This is a genomic window from Dyella sp. 2RAB6, from assembly GCF_052115385.1.
Taxonomy (GTDB): Bacteria; Pseudomonadota; Gammaproteobacteria; order Xanthomonadales; family Rhodanobacteraceae; genus Dyella_D.
In genome coordinates this window covers 363,298-389,775 of sequence record NZ_JBFRGP010000001.1, presented here as the reverse complement: position 1 = coordinate 389,775, position 26,478 = coordinate 363,298, and the positions used below count along the sequence as shown (strand labels likewise).

At 67.8% G+C, this 26,478-nt stretch carries 27 protein-coding genes; 10 read left to right on the top strand and 17 right to left on the bottom strand.

Annotated features, from left to right (window positions below; translation table 11 throughout):
- Positions 1-79 precede the first annotated feature (79 nt).
- Positions 80-580: a Spy/CpxP family protein refolding chaperone gene (locus AB4083_RS01750; protein ID WP_441606035.1), complete on the top strand. Its 501-nt coding sequence runs from the start codon at positions 80-82 to the stop codon at positions 578-580.
- A gap of 68 nt (positions 581-648) precedes the next feature.
- On the opposite strand, the gene AB4083_RS01745 is transcribed toward AB4083_RS01750, so the two are convergent.
- The 4 genes from AB4083_RS01745 to AB4083_RS01730 are packed head-to-tail and all read right to left on the bottom strand — an operon-like array spanning position 649 to position 4,152.
- Entirely contained in the window at positions 649-1,071 is a 423-nt protein-coding gene (locus AB4083_RS01745) for a GlcG/HbpS family heme-binding protein (RefSeq protein WP_441606034.1), read from the bottom strand.
- Positions 1,068-1,916 carry an alpha/beta fold hydrolase gene (locus AB4083_RS01740; RefSeq protein WP_441606033.1) on the bottom strand — a complete coding sequence of 283 codons (849 nt, stop codon included), beginning with the start codon at positions 1,914-1,916 and terminating at the stop codon, positions 1,068-1,070. Before AB4083_RS01740 ends, AB4083_RS01745 begins: the two co-directional genes overlap by 4 nt.
- A 12-nt stretch (positions 1,917-1,928) precedes the next feature.
- On the bottom strand, positions 1,929-3,047 hold the full coding sequence (locus AB4083_RS01735; RefSeq protein WP_441606032.1) for an aldo/keto reductase: 1,119 nt from the start codon (positions 3,045-3,047) through the stop codon (positions 1,929-1,931).
- Positions 3,048-3,084: 37 nt separating this feature from the next.
- Positions 3,085-4,152 carry an aldo/keto reductase gene (locus tag AB4083_RS01730; protein WP_441606031.1) on the bottom strand — a complete coding sequence of 356 codons (1,068 nt, stop codon included), beginning with the start codon at positions 4,150-4,152 and terminating at the stop codon, positions 3,085-3,087.
- 95 nt (positions 4,153-4,247) lie between these two features.
- On the opposite strand from AB4083_RS01730, the gene AB4083_RS01725 reads away from it, so the two are divergent.
- Positions 4,248-5,153 carry a LysR family transcriptional regulator gene (locus AB4083_RS01725; RefSeq protein ID WP_441606030.1) on the top strand — a complete coding sequence of 302 codons (906 nt, stop codon included), beginning with the start codon at positions 4,248-4,250 and terminating at the stop codon, positions 5,151-5,153.
- On the opposite strand, the gene AB4083_RS01720 is transcribed toward AB4083_RS01725, so the two are convergent.
- From AB4083_RS01720 to AB4083_RS01710, 3 genes are all read right to left on the bottom strand, one after another.
- Positions 5,144-5,299 (bottom strand): hypothetical protein, encoded by a 156-nt coding sequence (locus AB4083_RS01720; protein WP_441606029.1) that lies wholly within the window; start codon positions 5,297-5,299, stop codon positions 5,144-5,146. The two genes, AB4083_RS01725 and AB4083_RS01720, sit on opposite strands and share 10 nt — an antisense overlap.
- A 200-nt stretch (positions 5,300-5,499) precedes the next feature.
- Positions 5,500-5,907 carry a DoxX family protein gene (locus AB4083_RS01715; RefSeq protein WP_441606028.1) on the bottom strand — a complete coding sequence of 136 codons (408 nt, stop codon included), beginning with the start codon at positions 5,905-5,907 and terminating at the stop codon, positions 5,500-5,502.
- 67 nt (positions 5,908-5,974) lie between these two features.
- The gene (locus AB4083_RS01710; protein ID WP_441606027.1) at positions 5,975-7,351 is read right to left on the bottom strand and encodes a formimidoylglutamate deiminase; all 1,377 of its coding nucleotides are present in this window, start codon (positions 7,349-7,351) and stop codon (positions 5,975-5,977) included.
- Positions 7,352-7,422: 71 nt separating this feature from the next.
- Between AB4083_RS01710 and AB4083_RS01705 the strand changes: the two genes are divergently transcribed.
- The 4 genes from AB4083_RS01705 (at position 7,423) to AB4083_RS01690 (ending at position 13,238) form a co-directional block, all read left to right on the top strand.
- The gene (locus tag AB4083_RS01705; protein ID WP_441606026.1) at positions 7,423-8,994 is read left to right on the top strand and encodes a GNAT family N-acetyltransferase; all 1,572 of its coding nucleotides are present in this window, start codon (positions 7,423-7,425) and stop codon (positions 8,992-8,994) included.
- Positions 8,991-10,454 (top strand): chloride channel protein, encoded by a 1,464-nt coding sequence (locus tag AB4083_RS01700; protein ID WP_441606025.1) that lies wholly within the window; start codon positions 8,991-8,993, stop codon positions 10,452-10,454. The genes AB4083_RS01705 and AB4083_RS01700 overlap by 4 nt, the downstream gene beginning before the upstream one ends.
- Positions 10,451-11,683: an imidazolonepropionase gene (gene hutI / locus AB4083_RS01695; protein WP_441606024.1), complete on the top strand. Its 1,233-nt coding sequence runs from the start codon at positions 10,451-10,453 to the stop codon at positions 11,681-11,683. The genes AB4083_RS01700 and hutI overlap by 4 nt, the downstream gene beginning before the upstream one ends.
- Before the next feature lie 403 nt (positions 11,684-12,086).
- Positions 12,087-13,238, top strand: a complete 1,152-nt coding sequence (locus AB4083_RS01690; protein WP_441606023.1) for a hypothetical protein — start codon at positions 12,087-12,089, stop codon at positions 13,236-13,238.
- Between the two features lie 108 nt (positions 13,239-13,346).
- Here AB4083_RS01690 and AB4083_RS01685 read toward each other — a convergent pair whose 3' ends face one another.
- From AB4083_RS01685 to AB4083_RS01675, 3 genes are all read right to left on the bottom strand, one after another.
- Positions 13,347-13,511 (bottom strand): 30S ribosomal protein THX, encoded by a 165-nt coding sequence (locus AB4083_RS01685; RefSeq protein ID WP_441606022.1) that lies wholly within the window; start codon positions 13,509-13,511, stop codon positions 13,347-13,349.
- A gap of 103 nt (positions 13,512-13,614) precedes the next feature.
- Positions 13,615-14,589, bottom strand: a complete 975-nt coding sequence (locus tag AB4083_RS01680) for a cation diffusion facilitator family transporter (protein WP_441606021.1) — start codon at positions 14,587-14,589, stop codon at positions 13,615-13,617.
- Positions 14,590-14,638: 49 nt separating this feature from the next.
- Positions 14,639-15,061 carry a MerC domain-containing protein gene (locus tag AB4083_RS01675; protein ID WP_441606020.1) on the bottom strand — a complete coding sequence of 141 codons (423 nt, stop codon included), beginning with the start codon at positions 15,059-15,061 and terminating at the stop codon, positions 14,639-14,641.
- A gap of 110 nt (positions 15,062-15,171) precedes the next feature.
- Between AB4083_RS01675 and AB4083_RS01670 the strand changes: the two genes are divergently transcribed.
- Complete coding sequence (locus AB4083_RS01670) at positions 15,172-17,172, top strand: TonB-dependent receptor domain-containing protein (protein WP_441606019.1); 2,001 nt, start codon at positions 15,172-15,174, stop codon at positions 17,170-17,172.
- 116 nt (positions 17,173-17,288) lie between these two features.
- Here AB4083_RS01670 and AB4083_RS01665 read toward each other — a convergent pair whose 3' ends face one another.
- The 3 genes from AB4083_RS01665 to gltX are packed head-to-tail and all read right to left on the bottom strand — an operon-like array spanning position 17,289 to position 19,520.
- Positions 17,289-17,771 (bottom strand): transcriptional repressor, encoded by a 483-nt coding sequence (locus tag AB4083_RS01665; RefSeq protein WP_441606018.1) that lies wholly within the window; start codon positions 17,769-17,771, stop codon positions 17,289-17,291.
- A gap of 48 nt (positions 17,772-17,819) precedes the next feature.
- The gene (locus AB4083_RS01660; protein WP_441606017.1) at positions 17,820-18,104 is read right to left on the bottom strand and encodes a hypothetical protein; all 285 of its coding nucleotides are present in this window, start codon (positions 18,102-18,104) and stop codon (positions 17,820-17,822) included.
- Between the two features lie 15 nt (positions 18,105-18,119).
- Complete coding sequence (gene gltX, locus AB4083_RS01655) at positions 18,120-19,520, bottom strand: glutamate--tRNA ligase (RefSeq protein WP_441606016.1); 1,401 nt, start codon at positions 19,518-19,520, stop codon at positions 18,120-18,122.
- 31 nt (positions 19,521-19,551) lie between these two features.
- Here gltX and AB4083_RS01650 point away from each other — a divergent pair, with 31 nt between their 5' ends.
- Positions 19,552-20,322, top strand: a complete 771-nt coding sequence (locus AB4083_RS01650; protein ID WP_441606014.1) for a transporter — start codon at positions 19,552-19,554, stop codon at positions 20,320-20,322.
- 128 nt (positions 20,323-20,450) lie between these two features.
- On the opposite strand, the gene AB4083_RS01645 is transcribed toward AB4083_RS01650, so the two are convergent.
- On the bottom strand, positions 20,451-20,885 hold the full coding sequence (locus tag AB4083_RS01645; protein ID WP_441606013.1) for a DUF4399 domain-containing protein: 435 nt from the start codon (positions 20,883-20,885) through the stop codon (positions 20,451-20,453).
- A 168-nt stretch (positions 20,886-21,053) separates the two neighbouring features.
- Between AB4083_RS01645 and AB4083_RS01640 the strand changes: the two genes are divergently transcribed.
- Positions 21,054-22,214, top strand: coding sequence for a glycosyltransferase family 4 protein (locus AB4083_RS01640; RefSeq protein ID WP_441606012.1), 1,161 nt, complete (start codon positions 21,054-21,056; stop codon positions 22,212-22,214).
- Positions 22,183-22,755, top strand: coding sequence for a phosphatase PAP2 family protein (locus AB4083_RS01635; RefSeq protein ID WP_441606011.1), 573 nt, complete (start codon positions 22,183-22,185; stop codon positions 22,753-22,755). The genes AB4083_RS01640 and AB4083_RS01635 overlap by 32 nt, the downstream gene beginning before the upstream one ends.
- A gap of 6 nt (positions 22,756-22,761) precedes the next feature.
- Here the strand turns inward: AB4083_RS01635 and AB4083_RS01630 are convergent, their stop codons facing one another.
- The 3 genes from AB4083_RS01630 to AB4083_RS01620 all read right to left on the bottom strand — a co-directional run bounded on the left by AB4083_RS01630 (position 22,762) and on the right by AB4083_RS01620 (position 26,465).
- A complete protein-coding gene (locus tag AB4083_RS01630) occupies positions 22,762-23,460 on the bottom strand; it encodes a 4'-phosphopantetheinyl transferase family protein (RefSeq protein WP_441606010.1) in 699 nt (232 codons plus the stop codon).
- A gap of 111 nt (positions 23,461-23,571) precedes the next feature.
- Positions 23,572-24,981, bottom strand: coding sequence for an MATE family efflux transporter (locus AB4083_RS01625; RefSeq protein WP_441606009.1), 1,410 nt, complete (start codon positions 24,979-24,981; stop codon positions 23,572-23,574).
- Positions 24,978-26,465, bottom strand: a complete 1,488-nt coding sequence (locus AB4083_RS01620) for a cytochrome P450 (protein WP_441606008.1) — start codon at positions 26,463-26,465, stop codon at positions 24,978-24,980. Before AB4083_RS01620 ends, AB4083_RS01625 begins: the two co-directional genes overlap by 4 nt.
- Positions 26,466-26,478: the final 13 nt, after the last annotated feature.

Here is a 26,478-nt window from a genome sequence, read left to right as displayed (position 1 = left end):
TTACCCATCGGCAAAAAACATACACACGGGCTTGTCGTCAAATACTCCGCAAGTCCCCCCAACCCGAAAGGTGAAGAACATGCGCAAGTCCCTCTTCCTCGGCCTGGCCCTCGCTTCCGCCATGACCCTCGGCACCGCGGCGTTCGCGGCCGGCCAGGACGGCGGCCCGCGTTTCGGCGGCGAGCACGGTCACCACAGCTTCGGCATGGGCATGCAGAAGCTCAACCTCACCGACGCGCAGAAGGCCAGCATCCACGACCTGGTCAAGAACAGCTTCGGCCAGAACAAGCCCCAGCGCGACTCCCTGCGCGCGCAGCGCCAGGCTTTCGAGTCGATGACCCCGGACCAGGTCGGCTACCAGGCCGCCGCGGTCCAGCTGGCCCAGGCCGAAGGCACCGCCACGCAGACCCGCGTGCAGCAGCAGGCCCAGCTGAAGGCGCAGATCTACGCCCTGCTGACCACGCAGCAGAAGGCGCAGTGGGTCACCCTGAAGCAGGAGCGCGAACAGCGCCGCCAGCAGTGGATGCAGCTCAAGGCGCAGCAGAAGGCCGCCGCTTCGAGTTCGACGACGGCCCAGTAAGTTGGTTGGAAAGGTAGTGCCCCGGTGAAAGCCGCGTCCGCCCCGTGCGGACGCGGCCTTTCTTTTTTCTAGTGCGGCATCAAAGCCGCACCAGCGGCGGCCACTTGTGCATCCTGGGTGGACTGCATGCCGGAGACGCCGATCGCGCCGACCACCTTGCCGTCCTCATACAACGGCAAGCCTCCATCCAGCGGCAGCAGGTCGCTCATGCCAAGCAGGCGCAACCCCAGGCCGCCATCGCGCACGGCATCCTCGAACAGCTTCGACGGGCGGCGGAAATTCACCGCCGTCCCGGCTTTCGCCTGCGCCACCGCCACGCTGGCGTGCTGCACATCGTCCAGCGCATGCAGCATCACCAGATGGCCGCCGCTGCCGACGATGGCGATCGCCATCGGCCAGTCGTTGCGCTCCGCCTCGGCCTGCGCCGCCGCCATCACGCGCGCGGCGGCGGCCAGAGTGATCGGTGCGCCATAGGCAGGCGGGCGGCTCATGCGCGCACCTCGGCGAGGAAATCGCGCAGCAGCGGCAGCACCACGTCGGGCCGCTCGATATTCACGTGATGGCCCGCATCCGCCACGCGCACCAGTCGTGCATGCGGCAAGCCCGCGGCGAGGCATTCGGACAGCTCGATCACTTCCGGCTGGTCCTCCTCGCCGACGATCAGCAGCACCGGCATGCGCAATTCCGCCAGCCGCTCCGGGGCGGGGATCGCCGGATTGCGTTGCAGCGTGGCGTGCTTCCAATAGCCATCCGCGCGGCCGAAGTTCCATGCGCTCATCGCGGCAATGCGCGCGCGTGCTTGCGGATGACTCTGTTCCTGGCTACGACGCGGCCCATCCACGAAGCTGCGCAGCGAAGTCTCCAGCAAGGCATCCGAATCCCCGCTCTGCACCGCCGCCCAGAATGCCTGCGCCTGCGGCGTGCGCGTGGCGTAGTGACCCCAGTAGCCGGCGCCGATGAAAGCCAGCGCACTCACCCGCTCCGGCTGCTGCAGCGCGAAATCGAGCGCGCTGCCGGCGCCGCCGGAGCAGCCGATCAGGGCCGTGCGTTCGATGCCGCTGTCGTCGAGCACGCGCGCCAGGTCTTCATGGTGCGCGAACGGCGTGTCCGGCATCGACGATCGGCCGAAACCGCGCAGGTCGTAGCGCAGCACGCGATGATCGGCGGCCAAGGCGTCGAACTCCTCGTCCCATTGACCGCTGTCGACCAGGAAACCGTGCAGCATCGTCACGGCATCGCCGCGCCCGGCCAGCTCGGCATGGAAATGCACGCCGCCGGCCTCGATCCAGCGCGCCTGCGGCGCGCCGGTTTTCTTGTGCGAGAAAGTGGCTGACATGACGGCTGCTCCTCAGCGGCTGGCGCGAACATCGCGCGCTTCCACCGCGCCGACCCACACCGGCGGCGCATAGCTGGCCGGCTTGTCGCCCACCGCCACACCGCCGTGGATGCGGGTCTGCTGGCGGTCGGCGAACATGTAGTACGGGAACGGCGCATCCGGCGTGCTCGCTTCATCCAGCCGCTGACGCAAGGCATCGGACAGCGTGAAGTCGAGCGCGGCGAGATTGTCGTCGAGCTGCGCCAGCTTGGTCGCGCCGACGATCAGCGCGGCAATGCCGGGCCGGTTCGCCGCCCAGTTCAGCGCCACCTGCGCCATGCTGCGGCCGCTTTCGCGCGCCACCGCTTCCAGCGCGGCGACGATGCGCCAGTTGCGTTCGGTGAAGCGCTCGAAGCCCGGCACCGCGGTGACCTTGGCCAGGCGGCCATCGCCTTCGCCGCCCGCCTCGCTCGGACGGTACTTGCCCGACAGCAGGCCCATGCCCAGCGGACTCCACGCGGTGATGCCCATGCCCAGTTCGGTGGCCAGCGGCACGAACTCGTGCTCGATGTGGCGCTCGACCATCGAGTATTCCAATTGCATGTTCACCAGCGGCGTCAGCGCATGCGCCTCGGCGTAGGTCTGCGCACGTGCGGCGTACCAGGCCGGCGTGTCGGACAGGCCGGCGTAGCGGATCTTGCCGGCGCGCACCAGGTCGTCCAGCGTGCGCACCACTTCCTCGGCCGGGGTGAGCCGGTCCCAGGTGTGCAGCAGGTACAGATCGATGTAGTCGGTGCGCAGGCGGCGCAGCGAGCCCTCCACCGCACGCATGATGTTCTTGCGTCCGTTGCCGCCCGCATTGGGATTGCCGGGCTGCGCGTTGTAGGTGAACTTGGTGGAGATCACCACGCGGTCGCGCACGCCGGCCTGCTCCACGAACTTGCCGAGCAGGCTTTCGCTGCTGCCTTCGGTATACATGTCGGCGGTGTCGATGAAGTTGCCGCCGGCATCGAGATAGCGATCGAACATGGCGCGCGCGGTGTCTTCCGCGGCACCCCAGCCCCAGTCCTCGCCGAAGGTCATGGTGCCGAGCGAGAGACGGCTGACGCGCAGGCCGGAGCGGCCCAGGGTGTAGTACTGGTCGAGTGACATCGTGCTGTTCCTTACAAGACGTGGGGGGAGCAGGAAATCAGGGAAGGCGGCTGACCTTGGCGTTGCCGAACAGCACCTGGCGTGTCTGTTCGAGTTGCATGAAGTCGTGCGGAAAACCGAGTTCGATCGCGCTGGCTGCATCGAGGCGGCGGCGCTGTTCGTCGCTGAATTCGATCTCCAGCGCACCGAGGTTGTCCTCCAGCTGCTTGAGCGTGCGCGCGCCGATGATCGGACCGGTCACGGCGGGATGCAGCAGCGTCCACGCCAATGCCACCTGCGACGGCTTGCACGCCAGTTCTTCCGCCACCTGCTTGACCACCTCGGCGATATCGAGAGCGCGCGCCGTCAAGGCACCGATACCGGCGGCGACATCCTTGCGCGTGCCGGTGACGTCGCTGCCGACCACCTGGCCGACGTGCGCCAGGTCCGCGCGGCTGTACTTGCCGGTAAGCACGCCGCTGGCCAGCGGCGACCAGGCCAGCACGCCCAGGCCCAGCTCTTTCGCCATTGGCAGCAGCTCGCGCTCCACCGTGCGCTCGGCCAGGTTGTACTGCACCTGCAGCGCCACCAGCGGCGCCCAGCCGCGCAGGTCGGCGATGGTCTGCATGCGCGCGATCTGCCATGCCGGTGCGTCGGAGATGCCGGCGTACAGCACCTTGCCCGAGCGCACCAGGTCGTCGAAGCCGCGCATCACTTCTTCCACCGGGGTGAGATCGTCCCAGGCGTGCAGGTAGAGCAGGTCGATGTAGTCGGTGTTGAGGCGGCGCAGGCTGGCTTCGACCGAACGCATCATGTTCTTGCGGTGGTTACCGCCGCCGTTCGGATCGTCCGGCCGCATGTTGAGCGAGTACTTGGTGGCGACCACCAGCGAGTCGCGGCGCTCGCCGATGAACTGGCCCAGCAGGCGTTCCGAACTGCCGCCGGTATAGAAATTGGCGGTGTCGATGAAATTGCCGCCGCGCTCCACGTACAGATCGAAGATGCGGTGCGACTCGGCGGCGTCGGAGCCCCAGCCCCAGTCCTCGCCGAAGGTCATGGTGCCGAGCGAGAGGCGGCTGACGCGCAGGCCGGAGCGGCCGAGGGTGTAGTAGCGATCGAGCGGCATGGGGCTGTCCTCCGTTGGGATGGACGCAGTCTGGCCCTTGCCATTGCGTAGAAAAATACGGATTCTGTTGATGCGTTATTTAGGATAACTAATCAATGCGCGACGACCACTCGCCCACCCTGCGCGCCTTCCACCTGATCGCCCGCTACGGCAGCTTCACCCGCGCCGCCGCCGACATGGAGGTGACCGCCTCGGCGCTGAGCCAGACCATGCGCCAGCTGGAGCAGCGCGTCGGCGTGCGCCTGCTGCAGCGGACCACGCGCAAGGTCGGCCTCACCGAAGCGGGCCGGCAGTTCCTGGAACGCATCACGCCGGCGCTGGGCGCGATCGACGGCGCCCTGGACGAACTGCGCCAGCACGGCGACCGCCCCGCCGGCACCTTGCGCGTGACCGTGCCGGAGATCGTGCTGGACTGGCTGATGGCGCCGATGCAGGCGGATTTCCTGCGACGCTGGCCCGACATCACGCTGGACATCGACGTCACCGGCGGCCTGGTCGACCTGGTGGCCGCTGGCTACGACTGCGGCATCCGCCTGGGCGAACGCGTGGCGCGCGACATGGTGGCGGTGCCGCTGGGCGGCAAGGTGCGCTCGATCGTGGCGGCCGCGCCGGCTTACCTGGACCAGCATGGCCGGCCGCAGCATCCGCGCGAGTTGCAGCAGCATGCCTGCATCCGCAACCGCTACGTCAGCAGCGGCGCGATCTATCGCTGGGAATTCGCACAGCGCGGGCGCTGGTTCGATATCGACGTGGGTGGGCCGTTGATCGTCAACGCCCCTTCGCTGGCTATTCGCGCCGCGCTGGATGGATTAGGCCTGACTCACACCTTGCAGCCGGCGGTGCACGAACACCTCACCGCCGGCCGCCTGGAAACCGTGCTGGACACCTGGCTGCCGCCTTACGACGGTTTCTATCTGTACTACCCCAGCCGCTTCCAGGTGCCGCCGAAGCTGCGCGCCTTCATCGATTTCCTGCGCGAGCGCATGGCGCTTCAGCGATAGCGGTAATGGCCTTCGACCCACACGTGCGGGCCGGACCAATAACCCGGCACCCAGACATGTCCGCGCGCGGGGACGACGATGCAACCGCTCAGCGCGGCGGTGGCGGCAAGCAAAGCGGTGCAGAGGAAGATCCTGGTCCGGCCCATGACGTGCTCCGAGTGGGGAGGTGGGCAGGAAAACGGCGGATGTGAAATGGCGATGACGAACACGCGCAGCGACGGATGCCGCGCGTTCAGCGTGCTGAACACCTGCGGCGTAGGTTGGGGAGAGCGCAGCGAACCCCAACATGGCGGCAGATATGCACGATACGTTGGGGTTCGCTGCGCTCACCCCAGCCTGCCCGACGCTAATGCCAGCGGCTGTACGTATTGCCGAACGCGAAACGCCCCGCCCCCAGCAGCATGACGGCGATGGCGCCGCCCAGGTACATGCCCTGCAGCTCCAGCGCCCAGCCGCCCGTGTCGGCCAGCGACATGAACTGGCTGGTGTGCACCAGCAGCAAGGCCACCACCATGTTGATCGCGACGATCAGCGCACCGACGCGTGCCCACAGGCCCAGGATCAACAGCACCGGCGCCACCACTTCGCCGACGTAGACGCCGTAGGCGAGAAACGACGGCAAGCCCTGCTGCGCCAGTACCTGCACCACGAAGCCCGGACCGTGGATCAGCTTCGACACGCCATGGAACAGGATCAGCGCGCCCAGCACCACGCGCAAAACCAGCTTGCCCAGTTCATTGGATGAAGACTGCATGGAAGGCTCTCCGCTCGAAGTGGCAGCCGCCCCGCGCGGCCGCGCGTCGTGACACTGGCGCGCCGGCTCAGCCGCGCGCCAGGCGTTCCACCACCACGCGATAACGCGCGGCGATACCGGCTTCGTCGTGATGACGGAAATCGCGCACCACCCAGCGGCCGCCGCACATCACGTGGCGCACCAGTGGCGTATTGCCGGCGAACAGGAAGCTGTCCAGCAGCGAGCGCGTGTCGCGCGCGGCCAGCAGCGGTGCTTCGTCGTCCAGCACCAGCAGGTCGGCGCGCGCGTTCGCACTCAGCGCCCCAAGCGGCAGGCCGGCTGCACGCGCGCCGCCTTGCAGCGCGGCGCGCCACAAGGTCTCGCCGACGCTGTCGCCTTCGCGCCGCGCGGCGATATTGCGATGGCGCGTGGACAGGCGCTGGCCGTATTCCAGCCAGCGCAGTTCTTCCACCGGCGAAATGGAGATATGCGAATCCGAACCGACACCCAGCACACCCTTGGCGTCGAGGTAATCGCTCAGCGGGAACAAGCCGTCGCCGAGATTCGCTTCGGTGGTCGGACACAGCCCTGCCACCGCGCCGCTGCGCGCCAGCCGCGAGGTTTCGTGGCCGGTGAGGTGCGTGGCATGCACCAGGGTCCAGCGCTGGTCCACCGGCGCATGATCGAGCAGCCATTCGACCGGGCGCGCGCCGCGCGTGGCCAGGCAATCCTGCACTTCGCCGATCTGCTCGGCGATATGGATATGGATCGGCAGGTCCTGCGCGATGCGGGTGGCGAGCAGGCCGCGCATCGCTTCTTCCGGCACCGCGCGCAGCGAGTGCAGCGCGATGCCGATGCGCAGGCCGTCGCCTTCGTGGCGGCGCAAGGCTTCGAGCATGCTTACGTAGGAGGACAAGTCATGGCCGAAGCGGCGCTGCCGCGCGCTGAGCGGGCGCCCGTCGAAACCGCCGGTCATGTACAGCACCGGCAGCAGGGTCAAGGCGATGCCGGTCTCGCGCGCCGCTTCGATCAGGGCCAGCGACATCGCCTCCGGCTGCGCATACGGGGTGCCGTCGGGCTGGTGGTGCAGATAATGGAATTCGCACACCTGCGTGTAGCCGGCCTTGAGCATCTCCACGTAGAGCTGCGCGGCGATCGCCTTCAGTTCCTCCGGCCCGATCGCCGCGGCGAACGCGTACATGGTCTCGCGCCAGGTCCAGAAACTGTCGTCGCTGCGGCCCTTGCGCTCGGCCAGGCCGGCCATGGCGCGCTGGAACGCGTGCGAATGCAGGTTCGGCATGCCCGGCAGCACCCAGGCGCCAAGCCGCTCGGCCGCGCCCCCGCCATGCTCAGCGAGGGGCGGCGCGACGCGGCCGCTGGCGTCGACCGCGAAGGCGCCGTCGGCGCTCCACCCTTCGGCCAGCCAGAGCTGGTCGGCGCTGTAGGTACGGGTGGCATCGCTCATCGACAGGGCTCCGAATGCGTTGCGCGGAGTGTAACCGGCCCTGCACGGATGGCTACGGCATAATGTCTGGCATGGCCAAGAAGAATGAACACACAGCGAAGCTGCTGGTGCGCCAGGCGCGACCAGCCGACGTTCCCGCCCTGGTCGAGCTGACCGGCCGCGTGTACACCCCCGAGTGGGGCCATTCCGGCGAGATGCTGCGTTCGCAGCAGACGCACTTCCCGGAAGGCCAGTTCGTGGTCGAGTACGAAGGGCGCATCGTCGGCTACTGCGCCACTTTCCGCATCGACGAGGCCAGTGCGCTGGCGCCGCATACCTGGATGCAGATCACCGGCGGCGGCATGGGCTCGCGCCACAAGCCGGACGGCAACTGGCTGTACGGGATGGAAGTGGTGGTGCATCCGGACTACCGCGGCATGCGCATCGGCCAGCGCCTGTACCAGGCACGCAAGCGGCTGTGCACCGACCTGAAGCTGCGCGGCATCGTGTTCGGCGGGCGCGTGCCCGGCCTGGCCCGCGCCATCCAGCGCTATGGCAGCGCCGAGGGCTACGTGCAGGCGGTGGTGGAAGGCAAGCGGCGCGATCCCACCCTCAGCTTCCAGCTGTCCAACGATTTCCAGCTGATCGGCGTGCTGCGCGGCTACGTGCCGTCGGACTACGAATCGCTGGGCTACGCGGCGCACCTGGTGTGGCGCAACCCGCAGCTGCTCAACCAGCCCGACGTGCCGTCGATCCCCTCGCCGCAGCGCCTGCCCGATTCGGTGCGCGTGGCCTCGGTGCAATACCTGCAGCGGCGCATCCAGTCGTTCGAGGAATTCGCCACCCAGGTCGAATACTTCACCGATATCGCGGCGGACTACAGCGCGGACTTCGTCACCTTCCCCGAACTCATCACCCTGCAGCTGCTGTCGATCGAGAACGCCGAGCTGTCGCCGGTCGAGTCGATCCGCAAGCTCAGCCAGTACACGCCGCAGGTGAAGGAACTCTTCAGCCGGCTGGCGGTGCACTACAACATCAACATCATCGCCGGCTCGCATCCCACCGAGCAGGCCAACGGCGACATCCACAACGTCTGCTACGTATGCCTGCGCGACGGCTCGATCCACGAGCAGGAAAAGCTGCACCCCACGCCCAGCGAGCGCACCGTATGGAACATCACCGGCGGCGACAGCGCGGCGACGATCCAGACCGACTGCGGTCCGATCGGCGTGATGATCTGCTACGACTCGGAATTCCCGGAAGTGGCGCGCCATCTCACCGACCAGGGCGCGCTGATCCTGTTCGTGCCGTTCTGCACCGACGTGCGCGAAGGCTATCTGCGCGTGCGCTACTGCTCGCAGGCGCGTGCGATCGAGAACCAGTGCTACGTGGTGCTCTCCGGCAATGTGGGTAATCTCCCGGGCGTGAACAACTTCGACATCCAGTACGGCCAGAGCTGCATCCTCACGCCCAGCGACTTCCCGTTCGCGCGCGACGGCATCGCCGCCGATTCGACGCCGAACATCGAGACCGTGCTGTTCGCCGACCTGCGCCTGGAAAGCCTGGCCCGCGCGCGTAATGCCGGCGCGGTGCAGAACCTGAAGGACCGCCGTTTCGATCTGTACGAGACGCGCTGGACCACCAAGCGCGACGGCAAGGCATGAGCGAGCCGGACGCTGAAACACCGCCCAGCCGTTTGCGGCGGCTGGCCGATTCGGATCTGTTCTCGCCCACGCAGTGGCGCCGCCGCGTGCTGTTCTGGAGCGGCGCGGTGATGGTGGGCCTGGCCGCGGTGGGTTTCGCGCAGGCCGCCGACGCCGCCTTCGGGCTGTTCCACCGCATGCTGGAGCACAGCCGCTGGTGGGCCTTCGTGGTGACGCCGTCGACCTTCGCCCTGCTCGCCTGGCTCACCTCGGGCGCGCTCAAGCCCACGCGCGGCTCGGGCATTCCGCAGGCGATCGCGGCGCTGAAAGTCGAGGACGAAGACTTCCGCAAAAGCCTGCTGTCGCTGCGCGTCGCGCTCGGCAAGATGGCGCTGACGCTGGCCGCGCTGCTCGGCGGCGCCTCGGTCGGACGCGAAGGCCCCACGGTGCACGTGGGCGCGGGGCTCCTGTATTCGCTGGGCCGGCGCTTCGGCTTCGCCGATGCCGCCGCGGCCGGGCGTTTCATCCTGGCCGGTTCCGCCGCGGGCCTGGCAGCCGCATTCAATACGCCGCTGGCGGGCGTGGTGTTCGCCATCGAGGAAATGAGCGGCGCGTTCGAGCACCGCATGAGCGGCATCCTGCTGACGGCGGTGATCATCGCTGGCGTGGTGTCGCTGGGCATCCTCGGCAATTACGCGTACTTCGGCCGCCTCGACATCGGACTGCCACTGGGCCGCGCATGGTGGGCGGTGCTCGCCACCGGCATCGGCTGCGGCCTGGCCGGCGGCCTGTTCGCGCGGCTGATCCTGCCGCACGACCGCGGCCTGCGCGGCGCCATGGGCCGCCTGCGTGCGCGCCACCCGGTACTGTTCGCGGCCGCCTGCGGCCTGGCCCTGGTATTGCTCAGCCAGCTCACCCGCACCGGGCTTTACGGCACCGGCTATGCGCAAGCCAGGGCGATCCTGGAAGGGCAGCACGAAACCACGGGCGCGTTCGGCGCGCTGAAATTCCTCGGCAATATCGCTTCGTACTGGGCCGGCATTCCTGGCGGCATCTTCTCGCCGGCGCTGGCGGTGGGTGCAGGCCTGGGCGACAACATCGCGGCGCTGCTGCCGGGTGCGGATGCGCCGGCGGTGGTGCTGCTGGCGATGGCCGCGTATCTGTCCGGCGTGACGCAGGCACCGCTCACCGCCACCGTGATCTCGATGGAGCTGACCGCCAACCAGCAGATGGCGCTGCCGATCATGGCCACCTGCCTGCTGGCGCGCGCCGCGTCCTCGCTGCTGTGCCGCAAGCCGGTGTATCGCGCGCTGGCCGAACGGCTGATCGAAGGTTACGAACAGGAACTGGCGCTGCGCGAAACGCCGCCCTCTTCTGCCGACGCCGACGTCGATGCCGGCGCCGAGGTCGACATCGGCGAACCGGCGCTGGTCGAAGACCCCGCCACGCCGACGCCACCCGAACCACGCGAGCCGACATGAATACTGCATCCTGGGATCTGTTGCTGACCGGCGCCACGCTGGCCACCTTCGAAGGCGAACAGCCGTACGGCTTGATCGAGGATGGCGCACTCGCCATCGCCGATGGGCGCATCGCCTGGGTCGGGCCGCGCGCACAGCTTCCGGCCGATGCACTGACGCGCGCCGCCCGCGTCGAACAACTGGATGGCGCACTGGTGACGCCCGGATTGATCGACTGCCATACGCACCTGGTGTTCGGCGGCGACCGCGCGCACGAGTTCGATCTGCGCCTCAACGGCGCCAGCTACGAGGAGATCGCGCGCGCCGGCGGCGGCATCGCTTCCACCGTCAAGGCCACGCGCGAGGCCGATGAGGAAGAGCTGCTCGCGCAGGCGCTGCCACGCGCGCGTGCACTGCTTGCCGATGGCGTCACCACCATCGAGATCAAGTCCGGCTATGGGCTGGAGCTGGAGAGCGAGCGCCGCATGCTGCGCGTGGCGCGCCGGCTCGGCGACGAACTGGGCATCACGGTGCGCACGACCTTCCTCGGCCTGCACGCACTGCCGCCGGAATACAGGGACGACCGCGACGCCTACGTTGCGCTGGTGTGCGACCGGATGCTGCCCGCGCTGGCGGCGGAGGGGCTGGTCGATGCGGTGGATGCGTTCTGCGAGGGCATCGGCTTCACGCGCGAGGAAACGCGTCGGGTGTTCGAACGCGCCCGTGCGCTTGGCCTGCCGGTCAAGCTGCATGCCGAACAGCTGTCCAATCTGGAAGGTGCGGCGCTGGTGGCCGAATACGGCGGCCTTTCCGCCGACCATCTGGAATACCTGAGCGAGGACGGTGCGCGCGCGATGGCGGCGAAGGGCACGGTGGCAGTGCTGCTGCCGGGCGCGTTCTATACGCTGCGCGAAACCCGGCTGCCGCCGCTGGCCGCGCTGCGCGCGCACGGCGTGGCGATGGCGGTCGCGACCGACTGCAATCCCGGCACCTCGCCGCTGCTCTCGCTGCGCATGGCGGCCGGCATGGCCTGCACGCTGTTCCGCCTTACGCCGGAAGAAGCGCTGCGCGGCGTGACCGTCAACGCGGCACGCGCGCTCGGGCTGGATGACCGCGGCACGCTTGCCGTGGGCAAGCGCGCGGATCTCGTCGCGTGGCAGGTGCAGCGGCCGGCGCAGCTGTGCTACTGGATCGGCGGCGAGCTGGTGCGCGCGGTGTATCGCGGCGGGCGGAGATACGCCGCAGCCTAGGCCGCTGCTTTTCGGAACATTCCGATCGCCCTTCTCGCTAGCCTGTATTTGCAGTCCCACACGGAGCGTGCGGGTGCATGCAGGAGGCGCAGTCGTGAACGTCGATCCATCCTCGAAGATGCAGTACGTCGGCCCGGTGCCACTTTCCCCGGGCGCAGGCGGCGTGAACTCGCTTGCGGGGGAATCCCTGCTCGGGCCCTGGTTGTGTGAGGACGGGTCCGTGCACGCGCCGCGGGACGACGTGCCTCGCGCCGTGACGGAGCCGGCTTTTTCTGTCCCTGCGCTCTACGTCATACGCATCGGGTCGGAGGACAGCATGTCGTATCAGATGGCACAGCCGCACGCTGTCCCGGCCACGGATGAGCAACGCTCTTCGCTAGCCTCCCATCTTGAAGCGCTGGCGATGGCCATCGTGCCGGGCACCCCGGTTCGGATCGAAGGCGTGGCAGGCTTTCCGCTGATCGAAGCTGCCGATCCGCGCCAGGTAACGGCCACCCTGCTCGAAGCGTGGGAAACGGCCCTGCTCGAAGCCTGCGAAGCAGGCGAGCAGGAAGCCCGCTGGCTGCTCACCCAGGTGCTCGCGCTGCGGCTGGCCTATACCGGCATGCCACAGGTGCACGCCCTGCATCGCACCGCACAGGCGCATGCCTTGCGCGGCGAGGAGCAGGCGCCAGAGCAGACCAGGGCGGTCTGGAGGGCGCGCGGCATCGAGCTGGATCTGGCCCTGGCCAAGCGGCTGAGCGGTGCCTCAAGACGGTTCGCCTTGCACGACATGTGCGTACGCCATGCCGTCCAGGTCGAGCATGGTTCGGCGGCGGTGCTGATGGCCTGGATCGAGGTGCTGCTGTATGTGGCGCAACAGCAGCTGGGCGCTGTCGCGCTCGACAAGCTTGCCGAAGCCACCCTGGCGGCCCAGCGCCTGTGCACGCTGCCGGGCATGGCCGACGAAGGCGAGTATCTGCTGGCCCGGGTGCTGCTTCGCCGCGCGGACTGCGAGCATGACGATACGCGCATGCAAACCCTGGCTCAGGCGCAGCGCCTGCTGGATGCGCTGTTCGAACGCGCGTCGGATGCGCGTGTCGCCATGGCCGTGGCTGAGGTGGCATTGGAGCGAGGGCGCGCAGCGCTGCCCGATGCCGCCAAGGAAATCTTTTCCCACGCACTGGCCCACGCTTTTATCGCCGGCTGCGACCCGCGCTGGCAGCCGAAGAGCCTGCGATGCCGTCTCGCCATCCAGCTCGCTTACGAGTCCTTGCCGGAGATGTCGCCGCAGGGCCATGTCGCACTCGACCTGGCGCGCAAGCTGGAGCATCAGTCCCTGCCGCCGGGCGAAGCGATCGAAGGCATGGCCCAGACCTTTATCCGCCACGGCGAGTACGCACGAGCCTGCCGCCTGTGCGCCAGGGCATGGCTGGCCGGCACGCGTTTCCGCACCTTGTCCGCCGCATGGCGGCAAGCGGGTACCGCCTGGCAGAACCAGCTCGTTTCCGCACATGAGCATGCCGACTGGCAGGAGAACGAACGTCAGCGGCGCATTGCCGCCCAATGGCAATGAGCGGCAACCCGCTGCCGCTCCCCCAAAGAAAAAACCCCGCCGTAGCGGGGTTTTTCGACCAGGACGAGTCCCTTATCGAGATGGGCCGGTATCGAGACCGGCCTATTCTCAGGCCGACTTCTTCTTTACCGGCGCGGCCTTCTTGGCGGCGGCCGGCTTGGTCACGGTCTCCTTCGTGCCAACCACGGCCGGCTGCGCGCCATGCACGCGAGTATTGCCGTAGCTGCCACGGTTGGTCTTGCCGCGACGGGTCTTGCGATCGCCCTTGCCCATGGGGAACTCCTTGGTTGGTCGAGCTTGATTCGACGTAGGTTGAACGGCCGATCATCGTATCAGTGGCGGCCCAAAGCGCAATAGGCGCCGGACGCCAGCCAGCTCAGTGCCGGCGTTGCCCGGAGGCGCAGTCTTGGCTGTGATCCGGACACGGACCGGGATCGATCTGCACCGTCACATGCCGGATGCCGAAGCGTTCGCCGAGCACGCGGTTGATCGCGGCAACGGCGCTGGCGCCCTCGCCCTCGTCATGCAACTGCGCATGCACCGTAGCCATGCGCGAGCCGGAAGCGAGCTGCCATACATGCAGGTGATGCACGTTGCTGATCGAAGCATCGGCCTCGCGCAGCGCGGTCTCGATCTCGCCGGTGTCCAGTCCTTCCGGCACGCCCTCCAGCAGGATGTGCGCCGAGCGGCGCAACAAATGCCAGGCGCTGTTGAGGATCAGCAAGGACACCAGCAGCGACAGCACCGGGTCGGCCCACAGCCAGCCCATCCAGCGCACCGCCAATGCAGCGAGCACCGCGGCCACCGAACCGAGCAGGTCGCCCAGCACGTGCAGCGCCGCGCCGGCCACGTTCACGTCGTCATGGTCATGGCCATGCAGCGTGCGCAGGACCACCACGTTCACCAGCAGGCCGACCAGCGCCACGATAAACATCACGCCGGAGAGAATCGGCGTGGGCGTGAACAGGCGCTCGATCGCCTCATACGCGATGAACGCCACCAGCGCGAACTGGGTCAGCGCATTGAGGAAACCGGCCAGCACTTCCACGCGTCCATAGCCGTAGCTGCGCCGCGCATCCGCGGGGCGGCGCGCCATCCATGCGCCGAGTACGGCGAGCAGCAAGGCCAGCGCATCCACCAGCATGTGGCCGGCGTCGGCCAGCAAGGCCAGCGAGCCTGACCACAGGCCGCCGAAGGCCTCGGCGATCATCATCAAGGTGGTGAGCACGAAGGCGAAGGCGAGCTTGCGCTCGCGGGCGTTCAAGCCCTTGCCGGCGCGCGCGTCATCGTGTGCGCCATGCGCGTGCGCATGATCGCCATGATCGTGGGAGTGGTCGTGCGTATGACTCATACGCGAATGCTAGAAAGCGCACTCGCCGTTACACAATCACGACGCCGCATCAATGCGCGCAATCCACGCTGTGCACATGCCCCTGCTCGCGGTCCGCGCGCAGGTTGATGAAGTGCGCGGCCGCGACGAGCAGGCCACCGCAGGTGACCAGCACACTGTGCACGCCGATCGAATAGCCCTCCGCCACGGTGACGCCGAGCACCAGCAGGGCCAGTCCCGGCAGGGCCAGCCGCAACGGCAGTACGCGGCGATGGCGGCGATAGCCGCTGAGCAGGCTGACCAGCGCCAGCACGCAGGCGAACAGCACGAAGGCGCGCTCGAAACGGTGATCGGCGAGAAAGCCGAGGCCGAGCAGCGGCAGCAAGGCCAGCACGAACGGCAGCGCGGCGCAGTGGATCGCGCACAGGAACGAAGCCGTCGCGCCAATGCGATCGGCGATGCGCCACCAACGGGTTTTGCGGTCCTGGTCCATCGGTCGACTCGTAAAAAAATGCGTCAAGCGTGACTTCTTGCCTGGGCAACGGGAGTTGATGTTACTTTATAACAATACAGGAATCCACTCCCCCAGGAGCAGCACCTCCCATGCGCAAAACCATCCTCGCCATCGCCCTCGCCGCCAGCCTGGGCGCTATCGCCCCGCCGCTGCACGCTGCCGAAGAACGCACCGATATCGCGGCGGACAAGGACGACCACAAGGCCAAGGCCAAGAATCTCGACGCGATCACCGTCAACGCCGTGCCGCTGGGCCAGCAGGCCGACCAGATCGTCGCCCCGGTGGCCGTGCTGGCCGGCTCCGCGCTGGACGAGGTCAAGGCCGGCACCCTCGGCGAGACGGTCTCCGCGATCCCCGGCGTGCAGACCACCGGCCTGGGCAAGGCGGTCGGCCGCCCGGTGATCCGCGGCATGGACGGCCCGCGCGTCGCGGTGCTGGAAAACGGCCTGGGCTCGCAGGACGTATCCAACATCAGCCAGGACCACGCCACCTCGGTCGAGCCGTTCCTGGCCGACCAGATCGAAGTGCTGAAAGGCCCGTCCACCCTGCTCTACGGGTCCGGCGCCATCGGCGGCGTGGTGAACGTGGTCGATGGCCGCATCCCCATGGCCGCGCCGCAGAAAGGTTTCAGCGGACGTGCCGAAGGCCGCTACGACACCGGCACCGAAGGCAAGACCGGCGTGTTCCGCGCCGACGCCGGCAATCAGCAGTTCGCCCTGCATGTCGACGGCATGCGCCGCGACGACGGCAATTACGACATCCCCGGCGGCACTCAGGCCAACAGCCAGGTGAAGACCACCTCCGGTGCGGCCGGCGCTTCGCTGCTCGGCGACTGGGGCTATTTCGGCCTCTCGGTCTCGCGCTATCTCGACCAGTATGGCAGCCCCGCCGAACCGGGCGACGCCGAGAAAGGCGAGCCGCCCGTACATATCAAGCTCGAACAGACCCGTTACGACATGAAGGGCGGCTTCAACCATCCGTTGCCCGGCATCGCCAAAGCGGAAGTGAGCTTCGGCCACAACGACTACCAGCACGTGGAATACGAAGGCGAAGCCGCCGGCACCACCTTCAAGACCAAGGCCAACGAAGGCCGCCTGCTGTTCACCCACGAACCGCTGGCCGGCTGGGAAGGCGCCTTCGGCCTGCAGTACATCCATCGCGACTTCTCCGCCGTCGGCGAAGAAACCTTCGTGCCGCCCACCACGACCAAGGCCTGGGGCCTGTTCCTCACCGAGCAGCGCCAGTTCGGCCCGGTGAAGCTGGAACTCGGCGCGCGCACCGACCGCCACACCGTCACCCCGGACGACCAGCCGCGCCGCACGTTTTCCCCGTCCAGCTTCTCCGCCGGCGCATCGTGGCGCTTCACCGAGCGCTGGCACCTCAGCCTCAATCTCGATCGCGCACAGCGCGCGCCGGCCGAGGAGGAGCTGTTCGCCCACGGCCCGCACGCCGCATCCAACAGTTTCGAGATCGGCGACGCCAAGCTGAAAGAGGAAACCGCCAACCAGGCCGAACTGGCGCTGCATTACCACGGCGACTTCGTCGAAGGCAAAGTCGCGGTCTACAGCAACCGCTATCACGACTTCATCTACCTGGCCGATACCGGCGAAGTCGAAGACGGCATGCCGGTGCGCACCTGGTCGCAGCGCGACGCCAGGTTCCGCGGCGCCGAAGCCGAAGCCACCTTCCACCTCGCCCGCAACAGCAGCGGCGCCTGGGATTTCCGCGCCTATGGCGACACCGTGCGCGCCGACCTGGAACACGGCGGCGGCAATCTGCCGCGCATTCCGGCCGGACGCCTCGGCGGCCAGCTGAGCTGGAGCCGCGATGACCTGCGCGCCAGCGTCGGCGCCGTGCGCTACTTCGCGCAGGACCACACCGCCGCCTTCGAAACGCGCACCGCCGGCTACACCCTGGTGAACGCCCATGCCGCGTGGACTTTCCACAACGGCGAGAGCAGCCAGTGGGAAGCCTTCCTCGACGGCAGCAACCTCACCAACCGCAAGGGCCGCCTGGCGACGTCGCTGTTCAAGGACCAGGTGCTGCTGCCCGGCCGCAGCGTATCGATGGGCGTGCGCGCCTTCTTCTAAAGCACCACCGCGTTCTCGGTCGCGCCGCCCCCCTCTCCCCCAGGCGCGGCCGAAACCAAGGGGCGCGATGCGCAATGCATCGCGCCCCGCCTTTTATCCGAACGAGAAAGCGGGCCTCAGCCCTTGCGGCAGTTCTTGCAGATGCCGTGCACTTCCAGCGTCTGCGCCTGCGGGCGGAAGCCGAAGGCCTTGGCCTGCGCTTCGATCAGTTCGGCCACGCGCTCGTCGCACACTTCCTGGGCGCTGGAGCACACGTCGCAGATCAGGAACGGCACCTGGTGCGCTTCCGCCGGATGGTGGCAGGAGACGAAGGCGTTGATCGATTCCAGCTTGTGGATGAAGCCGTGCTCGAGCAGGAAGTCGAGCGCGCGGTAAACCGTGGGCGGTGCCGCATTGCCGTGACGCTCGCGCAGGTGGTCGAGCAGGTCGTAGGCCTTCACCGGCTTGCCTGCGGCGGCAACCAGTTCCAGCACTTCCTTGCGCAGCGGGGTCAGGCGCAGCCCGCGTTCCTCGCTGGCATGTTCCACCGCACGCACGAAGCCCTTGGCATCGTCGTGGTGGTGATGGTCATGCGGCTTGTCGGTAGCGGAGTGGCTCATGGATTCACCTCGGGGCGCGATCATACACCGGCTCAGGTAAGAGCCCGTTCAGGGCCGCCGGCGGCCGGGCGGCAACGGTGGCGGCAGCATCCGCCGCGGCCGCAGCAGGATCGCCACCCAGCCGAACGGCCCCAGCACCGCCGCCCACACCACGCCTTCCCATAGCCGTCCGCGCCACCAGCCCAGCAGTGCGCCGACCGCCACGAACAGCAGCGACCACCAGAACATCGGCGCCCACGGCACCATCGACATGATGTTCCAGAAGATGTGCCAGCTCGCGTCCGGCGCATCCATGTCCACGCCCTGGGTGGCCCTGGCGAGCAGCTCGTCCACGGCGGCCGCCGCGCCTTAGCCGCGCGCGCGCGCGATGGCGTGGTCGATGCGCCGCAGCGCTTCCTCGCGGCCGGTCAGATACACGGTGTGGTCGATCGACGGCGACACCTGGGTGCCGGTCATCGCCACGCGCAGCGGCTGGGCGATCTTGCCCATGCCCAGCTCCAGCCTGGCCGCGATCTGCTCCACCACCAGGTGGATCGCTTCGGGTTTCCACTCGCACGCGGCGAACAGCGCCTTCGCTTCGTCCAGCACCGCGATGGCGCTGTCGTTCTGCAGGTGCTTGACCACCGCCTTCTCGTCCCATTCGACGATCGGGCCGTACCAGATCTTCGCGCGCTCGGCCATTTCCTTCAGCGTCTGCACGCGGTCGCGCAGCGCCACGATCACCTCGGCCGGCGCCGGGCCCTTGCTGTAGTCGATGCCGGCCAGTTGCAGCTGGTGCTCGAACTCCGGCGCGATCGCCTGCGGCTCGTCGGTCTTCAGGTAATGCTGGTTGAGCCAGGAGAGCTTGGTCACGTCGAAGCGCGAGGCCGCCTTGTTGACGTCGCCGATATCGAACAGCGCGACCATCTCCTGCCCGGAGAAGATCTCCTGGTCGCCATGCGACCAGCCCAGGCGCACCAGGTAGTTGAGCAGCGCGTGCGGCAGGAAGCCGTCGTCGCGGTACTGCATCACGCTCACCGCGCCGTGGCGCTTGCTCAGCTTCTGGCCGTCGGGACCGAGGATCATCGGCAGGTGCGCGAACTCCGGCACCGGCTTGTCCAGCGCCTTGTAGATATTGATCTGGCGCGGCGTGTTGTTGACGTGGTCGTCGCCGCGGATCACCTCAGTGATGCCCATGTCGATATCGTCGACCACCACCGCGAAGTTGTAGGTCGGCCAGCCGTCGGAGCGGAAGATCACCAGGTCGTCCAGTTCCGCATTGGCCCACTCCACCCGGCCCTTCACCTTGTCCTCGAACACCACCGAGCCTTCCAGCGGGTTCTTGAAGCGGATCACCCGGTTGGGATCGTCGCGGTACGGCTCGTTGCGCTCGCGGTAATAGCCGTTGTAGCGCGGCTTCTCGCCGCGGGCCATAGCAGCCTCGCGCATCTGCTCGATCTCTTCCTTGCTCTCGTAGGCGTAGTACGCCTTGCCGGCCTTGAGCAGCTCGTCGGCCACCTGCCGGTAGCGCTCCAGGCGATGGGTCTGGTAGACCGGGCCCTCGTCGTGGACCAGGCCCAGCCAGCGCATGCCGTCCAGGATCGCCTGCACGGCTTCCTGCGTGGAGCGCTCGCGGTCGGTATCCTCGATGCGCAGCACGAACTGGCCGCCGCGGCGGCGCGCTTCCAGCCAGCAATAAAGCGCGGTGCGGGCGCCGCCGATGTGCAGGAAACCGGTGGGACTGGGGGCGAAGCGGGTGCGGACGGTCATTGGATCTTCTTGGAATGGATGGAGCGAAGCGATGGATTTTAGCCGAATCGGCCGTTGGCACCGCGCCCTGCTGCCGGCCTTGCTGGCCTGTTGCGCCGCAACCGCCCTGGCGGACGACGCGCCCGGCTTCGACCGCCCCGGCTGGGGCTTCGCCACCAATCCGCTGCATGCCGGCCAGTTCGGCTACGAACAGGGCCTGCCCGACTGGAACCGCCAGCGCAGCGCCGGCGCGACCAGCGACCTCTATACCTATGACAGCCTGCTGCGCCTGGGCATGGGCGGCGGCACCGAGCTGCAGCTCGGCAGCACGCCGTACAACCGCCTGCGCCAGACCGGACAGGCCTCCGTGCACGGCCGCGGCGACACCACGCTGGGCCTGAAGTGGGTGCCGGTGATCGGCGAGGTGTGGTCCTGGGGCCTGCTCGGCACGGCGGAATTCACCGACGGCGCGCGCGCCTTCCGCAACGACCACCCCGCCTACACCCTGGGCCTGGACGTCACCCAGCAGACCGGCGGCAAGCTCGCCTTCGGCTATTACGCGCAATGGCAGCGCAGCGGCGGCAAGGACAGCGTGCAGTTCGCGCCCAGCATCGGCTACCAGTTCAATCCGCAGTTCGGCACCTATCTGGAAGCCTCGGTCCAGCACGACGGGAGCCAAGGTTTCGGCAGCGAGGCCGGCACCGGCCTGGTCTGGCAGCCGCTGGCCAACCTGCAGTTCGACAGCTGGCTGCGCCACCGCCTCGGCGGCCATGCGCCGAGCTGGGAGGCCGGCCTCGGCGTGGCGATGTTCTTCGGGCGCTGAGGCAAAACCTGTGGCGTAGGTTGGGGTGAGCCAAAGGCGAACCCCAACATTCGTGCGATGCGTGTGCTGCAACGTTGGGGTTCGCCTTTGGCTCACCCCAACCTACGCCGGGCGTGTCAGCCGTGGCCTTACTTCACATGCACGGTGATCTTCTTCGAGACCACCGCCGGATCGAACGGAATGTGGTTCTCGTCGCCCAGCTCCAGCTGCAGCGTATGCGTACCGGGCTTGAGCTTCAGCGTGGTCTCGGTCTGGCCGTTACCGAAATGCAGGTGGGTTTCGTCCTTCGGAATCACCTGACCGGCGGCCGGCAGGTCCTTCACGTCGATCAACAGATGGTGATGGCCGGTGCCTTCCTTCTTCACTCCGGCGGGGGCCACGCCCATGCCCTTCAGGCCGAACGTGACGGTGAATTCCTGGCCGACGCTGGCGCCGTCCTTCGGACTGATGATGTAGACCTCGGCACCGGCGGGCGCCTTGGTGACCGGCAGGCCGGGGGCGTCGGCGGCAATCGCGGCAGCGGCGGTCGAGGCCAGGGCCAGAGCGAACAGCATGCGCTTCATCGTGGGATCTCCTTGGCATGAAGGGGGCCGCCAGTGTAAGCGCATCGTCATCGGGAAAGCGCCGCACCGACGCGTACCTAGGACTAGTCGTAACGCTGGCGTCATGAACGCGCCACGCCCCCGCAACGCCGCAGGACGAATCTATGCCGGGCCAGCACAGGTATCGCCATGCGCATCGGCATTGTCACTGAGACGTATCCGCCGGAAATCAATGGGGTTGCACTGACCGTGCACAGCCTCGCCGCCGGCCTCGCCGCTCGCGGCCACACGGTCGAACTGACCCGGCCGCGCCAGGCCGAACCGTTCCACGACGAACCCGGCATCTTTCCCGTCGAAATGCGCGGCGCCAACCTGCCGCGCTATCCCGGCCTGCGCTTCGGCCTGCCGGCCGGCCGCAACCTGCGCGAGCGCTGGACGCGGCTGCGCCCCGACGCCATCTACGTCGCCACCGAAGGCCCGCTGGGCTGGTCGGCGGTGCGCGCGGCCAAGGCGCTGGGCATCCCCGCCGCCACCGGCTTCCATACCCGCTTCGATACCTATGCCAACCACTACGGCGTCGGCTTCCTGACCCCGATCGTGCGCGGCTACCTGCGCCGCTTCCACTGCCGCGCCGCCGCCACCCTGGTGCCCACCGACGCGCTGGCGCGCGAACTGGCGGAGCTGGGCGTGGACTCGGTACGCCTGCTGCGCCGCGCGGTGGACACGCAGCTGTTCAATCCCAGCTATCGCGATGCCGCGCTGCGTGCCTCCTGGGGCGTGGATGGCAATACGCCGGTGGTGCTCTATGTCGGCCGCATCGCGGCGGAAAAGAACCTCGACCTCGCCGTGCGCAGCTTCCGCGCGATCCAGCGCGAAGTGCCCAAGGCGCGCTATGTGTGGGTCGGCGACGGCCCCTCGCGCGCGGCGCTGCAGGCGGCCAATCCGGACTTCATCTTCGCCGGCGTGCAGCGCGGCGAGGCGCTTGCCCGCCACTACGCCAGCGCCGACGTGTTCTCCTTCCCCAGCCTCAGCGAAACCTTCGGCAACGTGATTCTCGAAGCGCTGGCCGCCGGCCTGCCGGTGGTGGCCTACGAGGAAGGCGCTGCACGCGAGCACCTGTTCTCCGGCGTCAACGGCTTCCGCATCGAGGCCGGCAACGAGCGCGCCTTTATCGAGGCCGCCTGCACGCTGACCGCCAACGCCAGCCTGATCCGCCATATGGGCCGCGCGGCGCAGGCCAGCATCGCCAACCTCTCGCCCGATGCGGTGATCCGCGAATTCGAATCCCTGTTGCGTGAACTGGCCAAGGAGCATCGCGATGAGCACGCTGCCGCCGCTGCACACGCCTGAACTTTCCAACGGACCGCGCCTGGCGATCGACCGGCGCATCTGCGTCGCCGCCAATCACTGGGGCGCGCGCCGCGCGGTCGGCGTGTTCTTCGGCCTGGTCAGCCGCCTTGGCGACGGGGTGTTCTGGTATTCGCTGATGCTGGCGCTGGCCCTGTTCGACGGCCGCCGCGGCCTCGCCGCCGCCGCGCAGATGGCGATCACCGGCCTCACCGCTTTGCTGCTGTACCGCGTGCTCAAGCGCTGGACGCGCCGCCCGCGCCCGTTCCGCGCCTGCCCCGGGGTGATCGCCCACGTGCCGCCGCTGGACGAATTCAGCTTCCCCTCCGGCCATACCCTGCAGGCGGTGAGCTTCACCGTCGTCGCGCTGGCCTGGTATCCGCTGCTGGCGCCGCTGCTGCTGACCTTCACCGCGCTGGTGGGTGCTTCGCGGGTGATCCTCGGCCTGCACTATCCGAGCGACGTGATCGCCGCCACCGCCATCGGCGGCGCGCTGGGTTCGCTGTCGCTGTGGCTGCTGCCGCTGATGCATTGGATGCACTGAGCGCGGTCAGCGCTTCCACGCACAGCTCGTGATGACGGTAGTTTCGTCGAGCAGCGAGTAACCCAGCTCGAAGCGCATGCCTTTCGGCAGTGCCGCGGCCAACGGCTCCGGCGTTTCCGCCACGATCATTTCTTCATTCAAATTTACGAGCTTAAGCGCGCTGAAATCGAACACGCGCCCGACGGTGGCCGCGGTGGCTTTGTAGAAGCTTTCCTTGGCCGAGAAGGCGACGGTCAGCGCCATCGGCTCGCCGAACCGGCGCGCGAGTTCGTCGAGTACGCTGCGCTCCGCAGCATCGACCACCGAGCGTGCGATCGCATCCAGCGCTCCGGCCGTGGCGATGCGCTCCAGATCGATCCCGACGCCGCGCAGAGCACCGTCGCGCAGCGCCACGGCCGCCGCGATGCCCGCTGCGTGAGTGATGCTGCCGATGAATCCCGCCGGCCAGACCGGTGCGCGCGATGGCCCGATAGCCAGATCGACTAGATCAGCGCCAGCGTCCGCGAGCGCTGCCATTGCGGCACGCCGTCCGGCGAGATATTCCGCCCTGCGCTTGGGCACGCTGCGCGCTACGGACGACGGGCAGGCGATGCCATGGAGGTTGAAGCGCGCGACTTCACTCTCGTTAGCGTCGAACGCCAGCAGAAAGGCATCGGGCAGGTTCCCTGGATGTCGCGCAAGCGACAAGCACTGCAATTGCGGCATGCCCTCCTCCTTGTCGCCGAGCACCGGCGTAGGTTGGGGTGAGCCAAAGGCGAACCCCAACAAACCTCGCACCATCACCGCCACGTTGGGGTTCGCTACGCTCACCCCAACCTACGCCTCCACCTGCGGCCTCAACACAATCTCATTCTGCCGCCGCCTTACCGCCACCCAGATCCGCCAGAAATACAGGATGCCGATACCCGCCTCGAACGACGAACCGATCACCCACGCGGTCGGCAGATATTCCGGATCGCCCACGTGACCCAGCGTGATCAGGTAAATGGTCGGAATGCTCAACACCCACATCATCACAAAGCGCACCGCGAACAAGAACCGGGTCAGACCAAACGCCTCCAGCACCGCCTGTCCCGTCATCGAGAACGCGAAGGCCAGCGAATACGTCCACAACACCTTCGAGGTGGCTACCGCCGCGTGACGAATCTCGTCGGGCTTGTCGGCCAGCCCGAACGGATCGAGCAACACGCTCGGCGTGACGATCTGCAGATAAGCCGTAAACGCCACATACAGCAGCTCGATGCCCAGCGTCACCAGCATGATCCGCGGCACCTGTTCGAACTCGCCCTGCCCCAGCGCGTTCCCGCATAGCACGCTGCAGCCGATCCCTAAGCCCAGCAGCGGAATCACGCCGATATAGCTCACCGTGAGGTTGACGTTATTGGCCGCCAGCGCAATCGCGCCCAGCCCCGCGATGATCCAGATAAACGCCGCATTGCCGAAGTTGCCGATGCCCGCCGTCACGCCCAGCGCGATACCTTTCCTGATGCGCGGCATCAGATCGCCGCGATGCAGCCCACGCGCCGCCAGCAGCCGCCGCACGTCGCTCCACACCTCCCTGGGCATGTACGCCACGTAGATCAGCGTGATCGCCAGCGTGCCGGCCAGCGTACCCAGTGCCGAGCCGCGCATGCCCAGCTCCGGCAGGCCGAAGCGGCCGAACACCAGTCCGATCGTCGCCATGATGCCCACCGCCTGCCCGACCAGTCCCGCCACCAGGGTGATGCGCGTCTTGCCGATGCCGTTGAAGTACGACGACAGCGCCATGTTGAAGGTCATCGCCGCGCCGAAATACGCCGACCAATACAGGAACTGCGATTCCAGCCGGGTCAGGTTCGGCGGCCGCTCGCTCAGCTCCGGAATCCACGCCATCAGCGGCGCCAGCAGCCACAGCAGCACGGCGAACACCACGCCGACCACCACCCCGATCGCCGCCTGCCAGGCTGCATCCGCATGCCCCGAACGGCCATAGGCCTGCGCCACGCAGGAACGCGAGAAGCCCACTACCGCCACGAAGAAACCGACGATCGCCATCGCCGTGTACACCGCCGGACCGGATGCGGCGAGCGTGTCCGCCGAATACCGCGCCAGGCAGATCCGGTCGACCAGCATCATGATCAGGTTGCCGATCATCGAACCCATCAAGGGCAGCGACACCTTCAGGATGCGCCGGGCGATCCCGAGGTTCGACGCGGACGAACCCGCCGTGGAGGCGATGGCGTTCAAGCCACGCCTCCCGCCGGCGGCACCCGCAGTTTCAGGCGCACCGGCACCGAGCTCGGCGCCATGAAGAAATTCAGCAACTCCTTCGCCGGCGGCGCCGTGGGGTCGGGCTCCAGTTCGAAGTTGCGCATGATCATGGAGACCACCACCTTGATCTCGGTCAGCGCCAGGAACCGCCCCGGACACAGGCGCGCACCGCCGCCGAACGGGAACAGCTTGCGGCTGGGGTCCTCCTCGCCGGCGTCGCGCAGCTCCGCCACCCACCGTTCCGGCCGGAACCGCTCGGGCCCCGGGAACTGCGCCTCGTCGTAGCCCTCGCCCGACGTGGCCACGATAATCGCGGTGTTCTTCGGGATCAGCGTATCGGCAACCACGCAGTCGGCATTGGCGGTCAAGCCCAGGTATGGCGCCACCGCCTTCAATCGCTGCGTCTCGCTGTGCGCCGCCTCCAGATAGTGGAACGCCTTCATCTGCTCCCACTCGCGCGGCAGCGGCGCAGCGCCCAGCACCTGGTCCGCTTCCGCCGCCAGCGCCGCGGCCGCCGCCGGGTTGTGTGCCAGCAGGCACAGCATCCAGCCGATCGAGTTGGCGGTGGTGTCCTCGCCGCCGATCACGCTGAGGATGGCATTGGCCACCAGCTCCTCGTCGGTGAACTCGGACTCCGGATCCTCGCTCGCCGCAATCATCGCCTCCAGCATGTTGGCCGGCTTGCGCTGCTGCTCGCGCTGCCGCTCCATGCGCTCGCGCGTGCCGCGGATGAACTCCCGCACCCGCGTTTCGATATCGGCGAACGAACGCTCCGCCGCGCGATCCACCGGCAGCTTGAAATAACGCCAGTACGGGAACGCTGCCGTGGTGCGCTGGCCCAGGCGCTGGAACATATTGTCGATATCGCGTTGCAGCGGATCGCCGTCCTGGTTTACCGCGTCGATATCGTGGCCCATGGCGATGCCGACGATGGTGTCCAGCGCCATTGCCTTCAGGTCGCGGCGCAGGTCGACGGGACGGCCTTCGCTCACCGCCTTCTTCCAGCGTTCGAGCATGCGCTCGGTCAGGGTGACCATCTTCGGGAAGAAGTTGCGGATCACCTCGGCATTGAGCCCGCTCATCACCAGCTTGCGCTGCTTGCGCCACGCCGCACCCTCGGCGGTGAACACGCCGCCGATATGCAGCTCGTTCATGATCGTCTTCAGGCCGCCGTTGCGGCGAAAGCCATCGGGGCGCTCGCGCATCACGCCATGCGCGGTCGCGGCATCGGAAACGATCACGAGAGTGTGGCCGAACACCTGCAAGCGGAACATCGGCCCGTACTCGCGCACCCAGGCACTGAACTTCTGGTGCATCTGGCGGCCGCTCAACTGCAGCGCATTGCCGACGAAGGGCTGCCCCTTCGGGCTCGGCAGATCCTCGATGCGGCGGGTATAGCGAAGTTCGGCCGGCGCTTCCGTGGCCAGGCCGATAGTGTCCGCGGCGGCGGCGTCGTTCATGGCATTCCCCTGT

Coding starts and splice junctions, on each gene's coding strand:
- AB4083_RS01635 (WP_441606011.1), top strand. CDS start 22,183: ATGAGCACGCTGCCGCCGCTGCACACGCCTGAACTTTCCAACGGACCG.
- AB4083_RS01750 (WP_441606035.1), top strand. CDS start 80: ATGCGCAAGTCCCTCTTCCTCGGCCTGGCCCTCGCTTCCGCCATGACC.
- AB4083_RS01680 (WP_441606021.1), bottom strand. CDS start 14,589: ATGAGTCATACGCACGACCACTCCCACGATCATGGCGATCATGCGCAC.
- AB4083_RS01735 (WP_441606032.1), bottom strand. CDS start 3,047: ATGTCACTCGACCAGTACTACACCCTGGGCCGCTCCGGCCTGCGCGTC.
- hutI (WP_441606024.1), top strand. CDS start 10,451: ATGAATACTGCATCCTGGGATCTGTTGCTGACCGGCGCCACGCTGGCC.
- AB4083_RS01745 (WP_441606034.1), bottom strand. CDS start 1,071: ATGAGCCGCCCGCCTGCCTATGGCGCACCGATCACTCTGGCCGCCGCC.
- AB4083_RS01720 (WP_441606029.1), bottom strand. CDS start 5,299: ATGGGCCGGACCAGGATCTTCCTCTGCACCGCTTTGCTTGCCGCCACC.
- AB4083_RS01710 (WP_441606027.1), bottom strand. CDS start 7,351: ATGAGCGATGCCACCCGTACCTACAGCGCCGACCAGCTCTGGCTGGCC.
- AB4083_RS01725 (WP_441606030.1), top strand. CDS start 4,248: ATGCGCGACGACCACTCGCCCACCCTGCGCGCCTTCCACCTGATCGCC.
- AB4083_RS01650 (WP_441606014.1), top strand. CDS start 19,552: ATGGATTTTAGCCGAATCGGCCGTTGGCACCGCGCCCTGCTGCCGGCC.
- AB4083_RS01645 (WP_441606013.1), bottom strand. CDS start 20,885: ATGAAGCGCATGCTGTTCGCTCTGGCCCTGGCCTCGACCGCCGCTGCC.
- AB4083_RS01630 (WP_441606010.1), bottom strand. CDS start 23,460: ATGCCGCAATTGCAGTGCTTGTCGCTTGCGCGACATCCAGGGAACCTG.
- AB4083_RS01730 (WP_441606031.1), bottom strand. CDS start 4,152: ATGCCGCTCGATCGCTACTACACCCTCGGCCGCTCCGGCCTGCGCGTC.
- AB4083_RS01705 (WP_441606026.1), top strand. CDS start 7,423: ATGGCCAAGAAGAATGAACACACAGCGAAGCTGCTGGTGCGCCAGGCG.
- AB4083_RS01690 (WP_441606023.1), top strand. CDS start 12,087: ATGGCCATCGTGCCGGGCACCCCGGTTCGGATCGAAGGCGTGGCAGGC.
- AB4083_RS01675 (WP_441606020.1), bottom strand. CDS start 15,061: ATGGACCAGGACCGCAAAACCCGTTGGTGGCGCATCGCCGATCGCATT.
- AB4083_RS01685 (WP_441606022.1), bottom strand. CDS start 13,511: ATGGGCAAGGGCGATCGCAAGACCCGTCGCGGCAAGACCAACCGTGGC.
- gltX (WP_441606016.1), bottom strand. CDS start 19,520: ATGACCGTCCGCACCCGCTTCGCCCCCAGTCCCACCGGTTTCCTGCAC.
- AB4083_RS01665 (WP_441606018.1), bottom strand. CDS start 17,771: ATGAGCCACTCCGCTACCGACAAGCCGCATGACCATCACCACCACGAC.
- AB4083_RS01715 (WP_441606028.1), bottom strand. CDS start 5,907: ATGCAGTCTTCATCCAATGAACTGGGCAAGCTGGTTTTGCGCGTGGTG.
- AB4083_RS01640 (WP_441606012.1), top strand. CDS start 21,054: ATGCGCATCGGCATTGTCACTGAGACGTATCCGCCGGAAATCAATGGG.
- AB4083_RS01620 (WP_441606008.1), bottom strand. CDS start 26,465: ATGAACGACGCCGCCGCCGCGGACACTATCGGCCTGGCCACGGAAGCG.
- AB4083_RS01670 (WP_441606019.1), top strand. CDS start 15,172: ATGCGCAAAACCATCCTCGCCATCGCCCTCGCCGCCAGCCTGGGCGCT.
- AB4083_RS01740 (WP_441606033.1), bottom strand. CDS start 1,916: ATGTCAGCCACTTTCTCGCACAAGAAAACCGGCGCGCCGCAGGCGCGC.
- AB4083_RS01700 (WP_441606025.1), top strand. CDS start 8,991: ATGAGCGAGCCGGACGCTGAAACACCGCCCAGCCGTTTGCGGCGGCTG.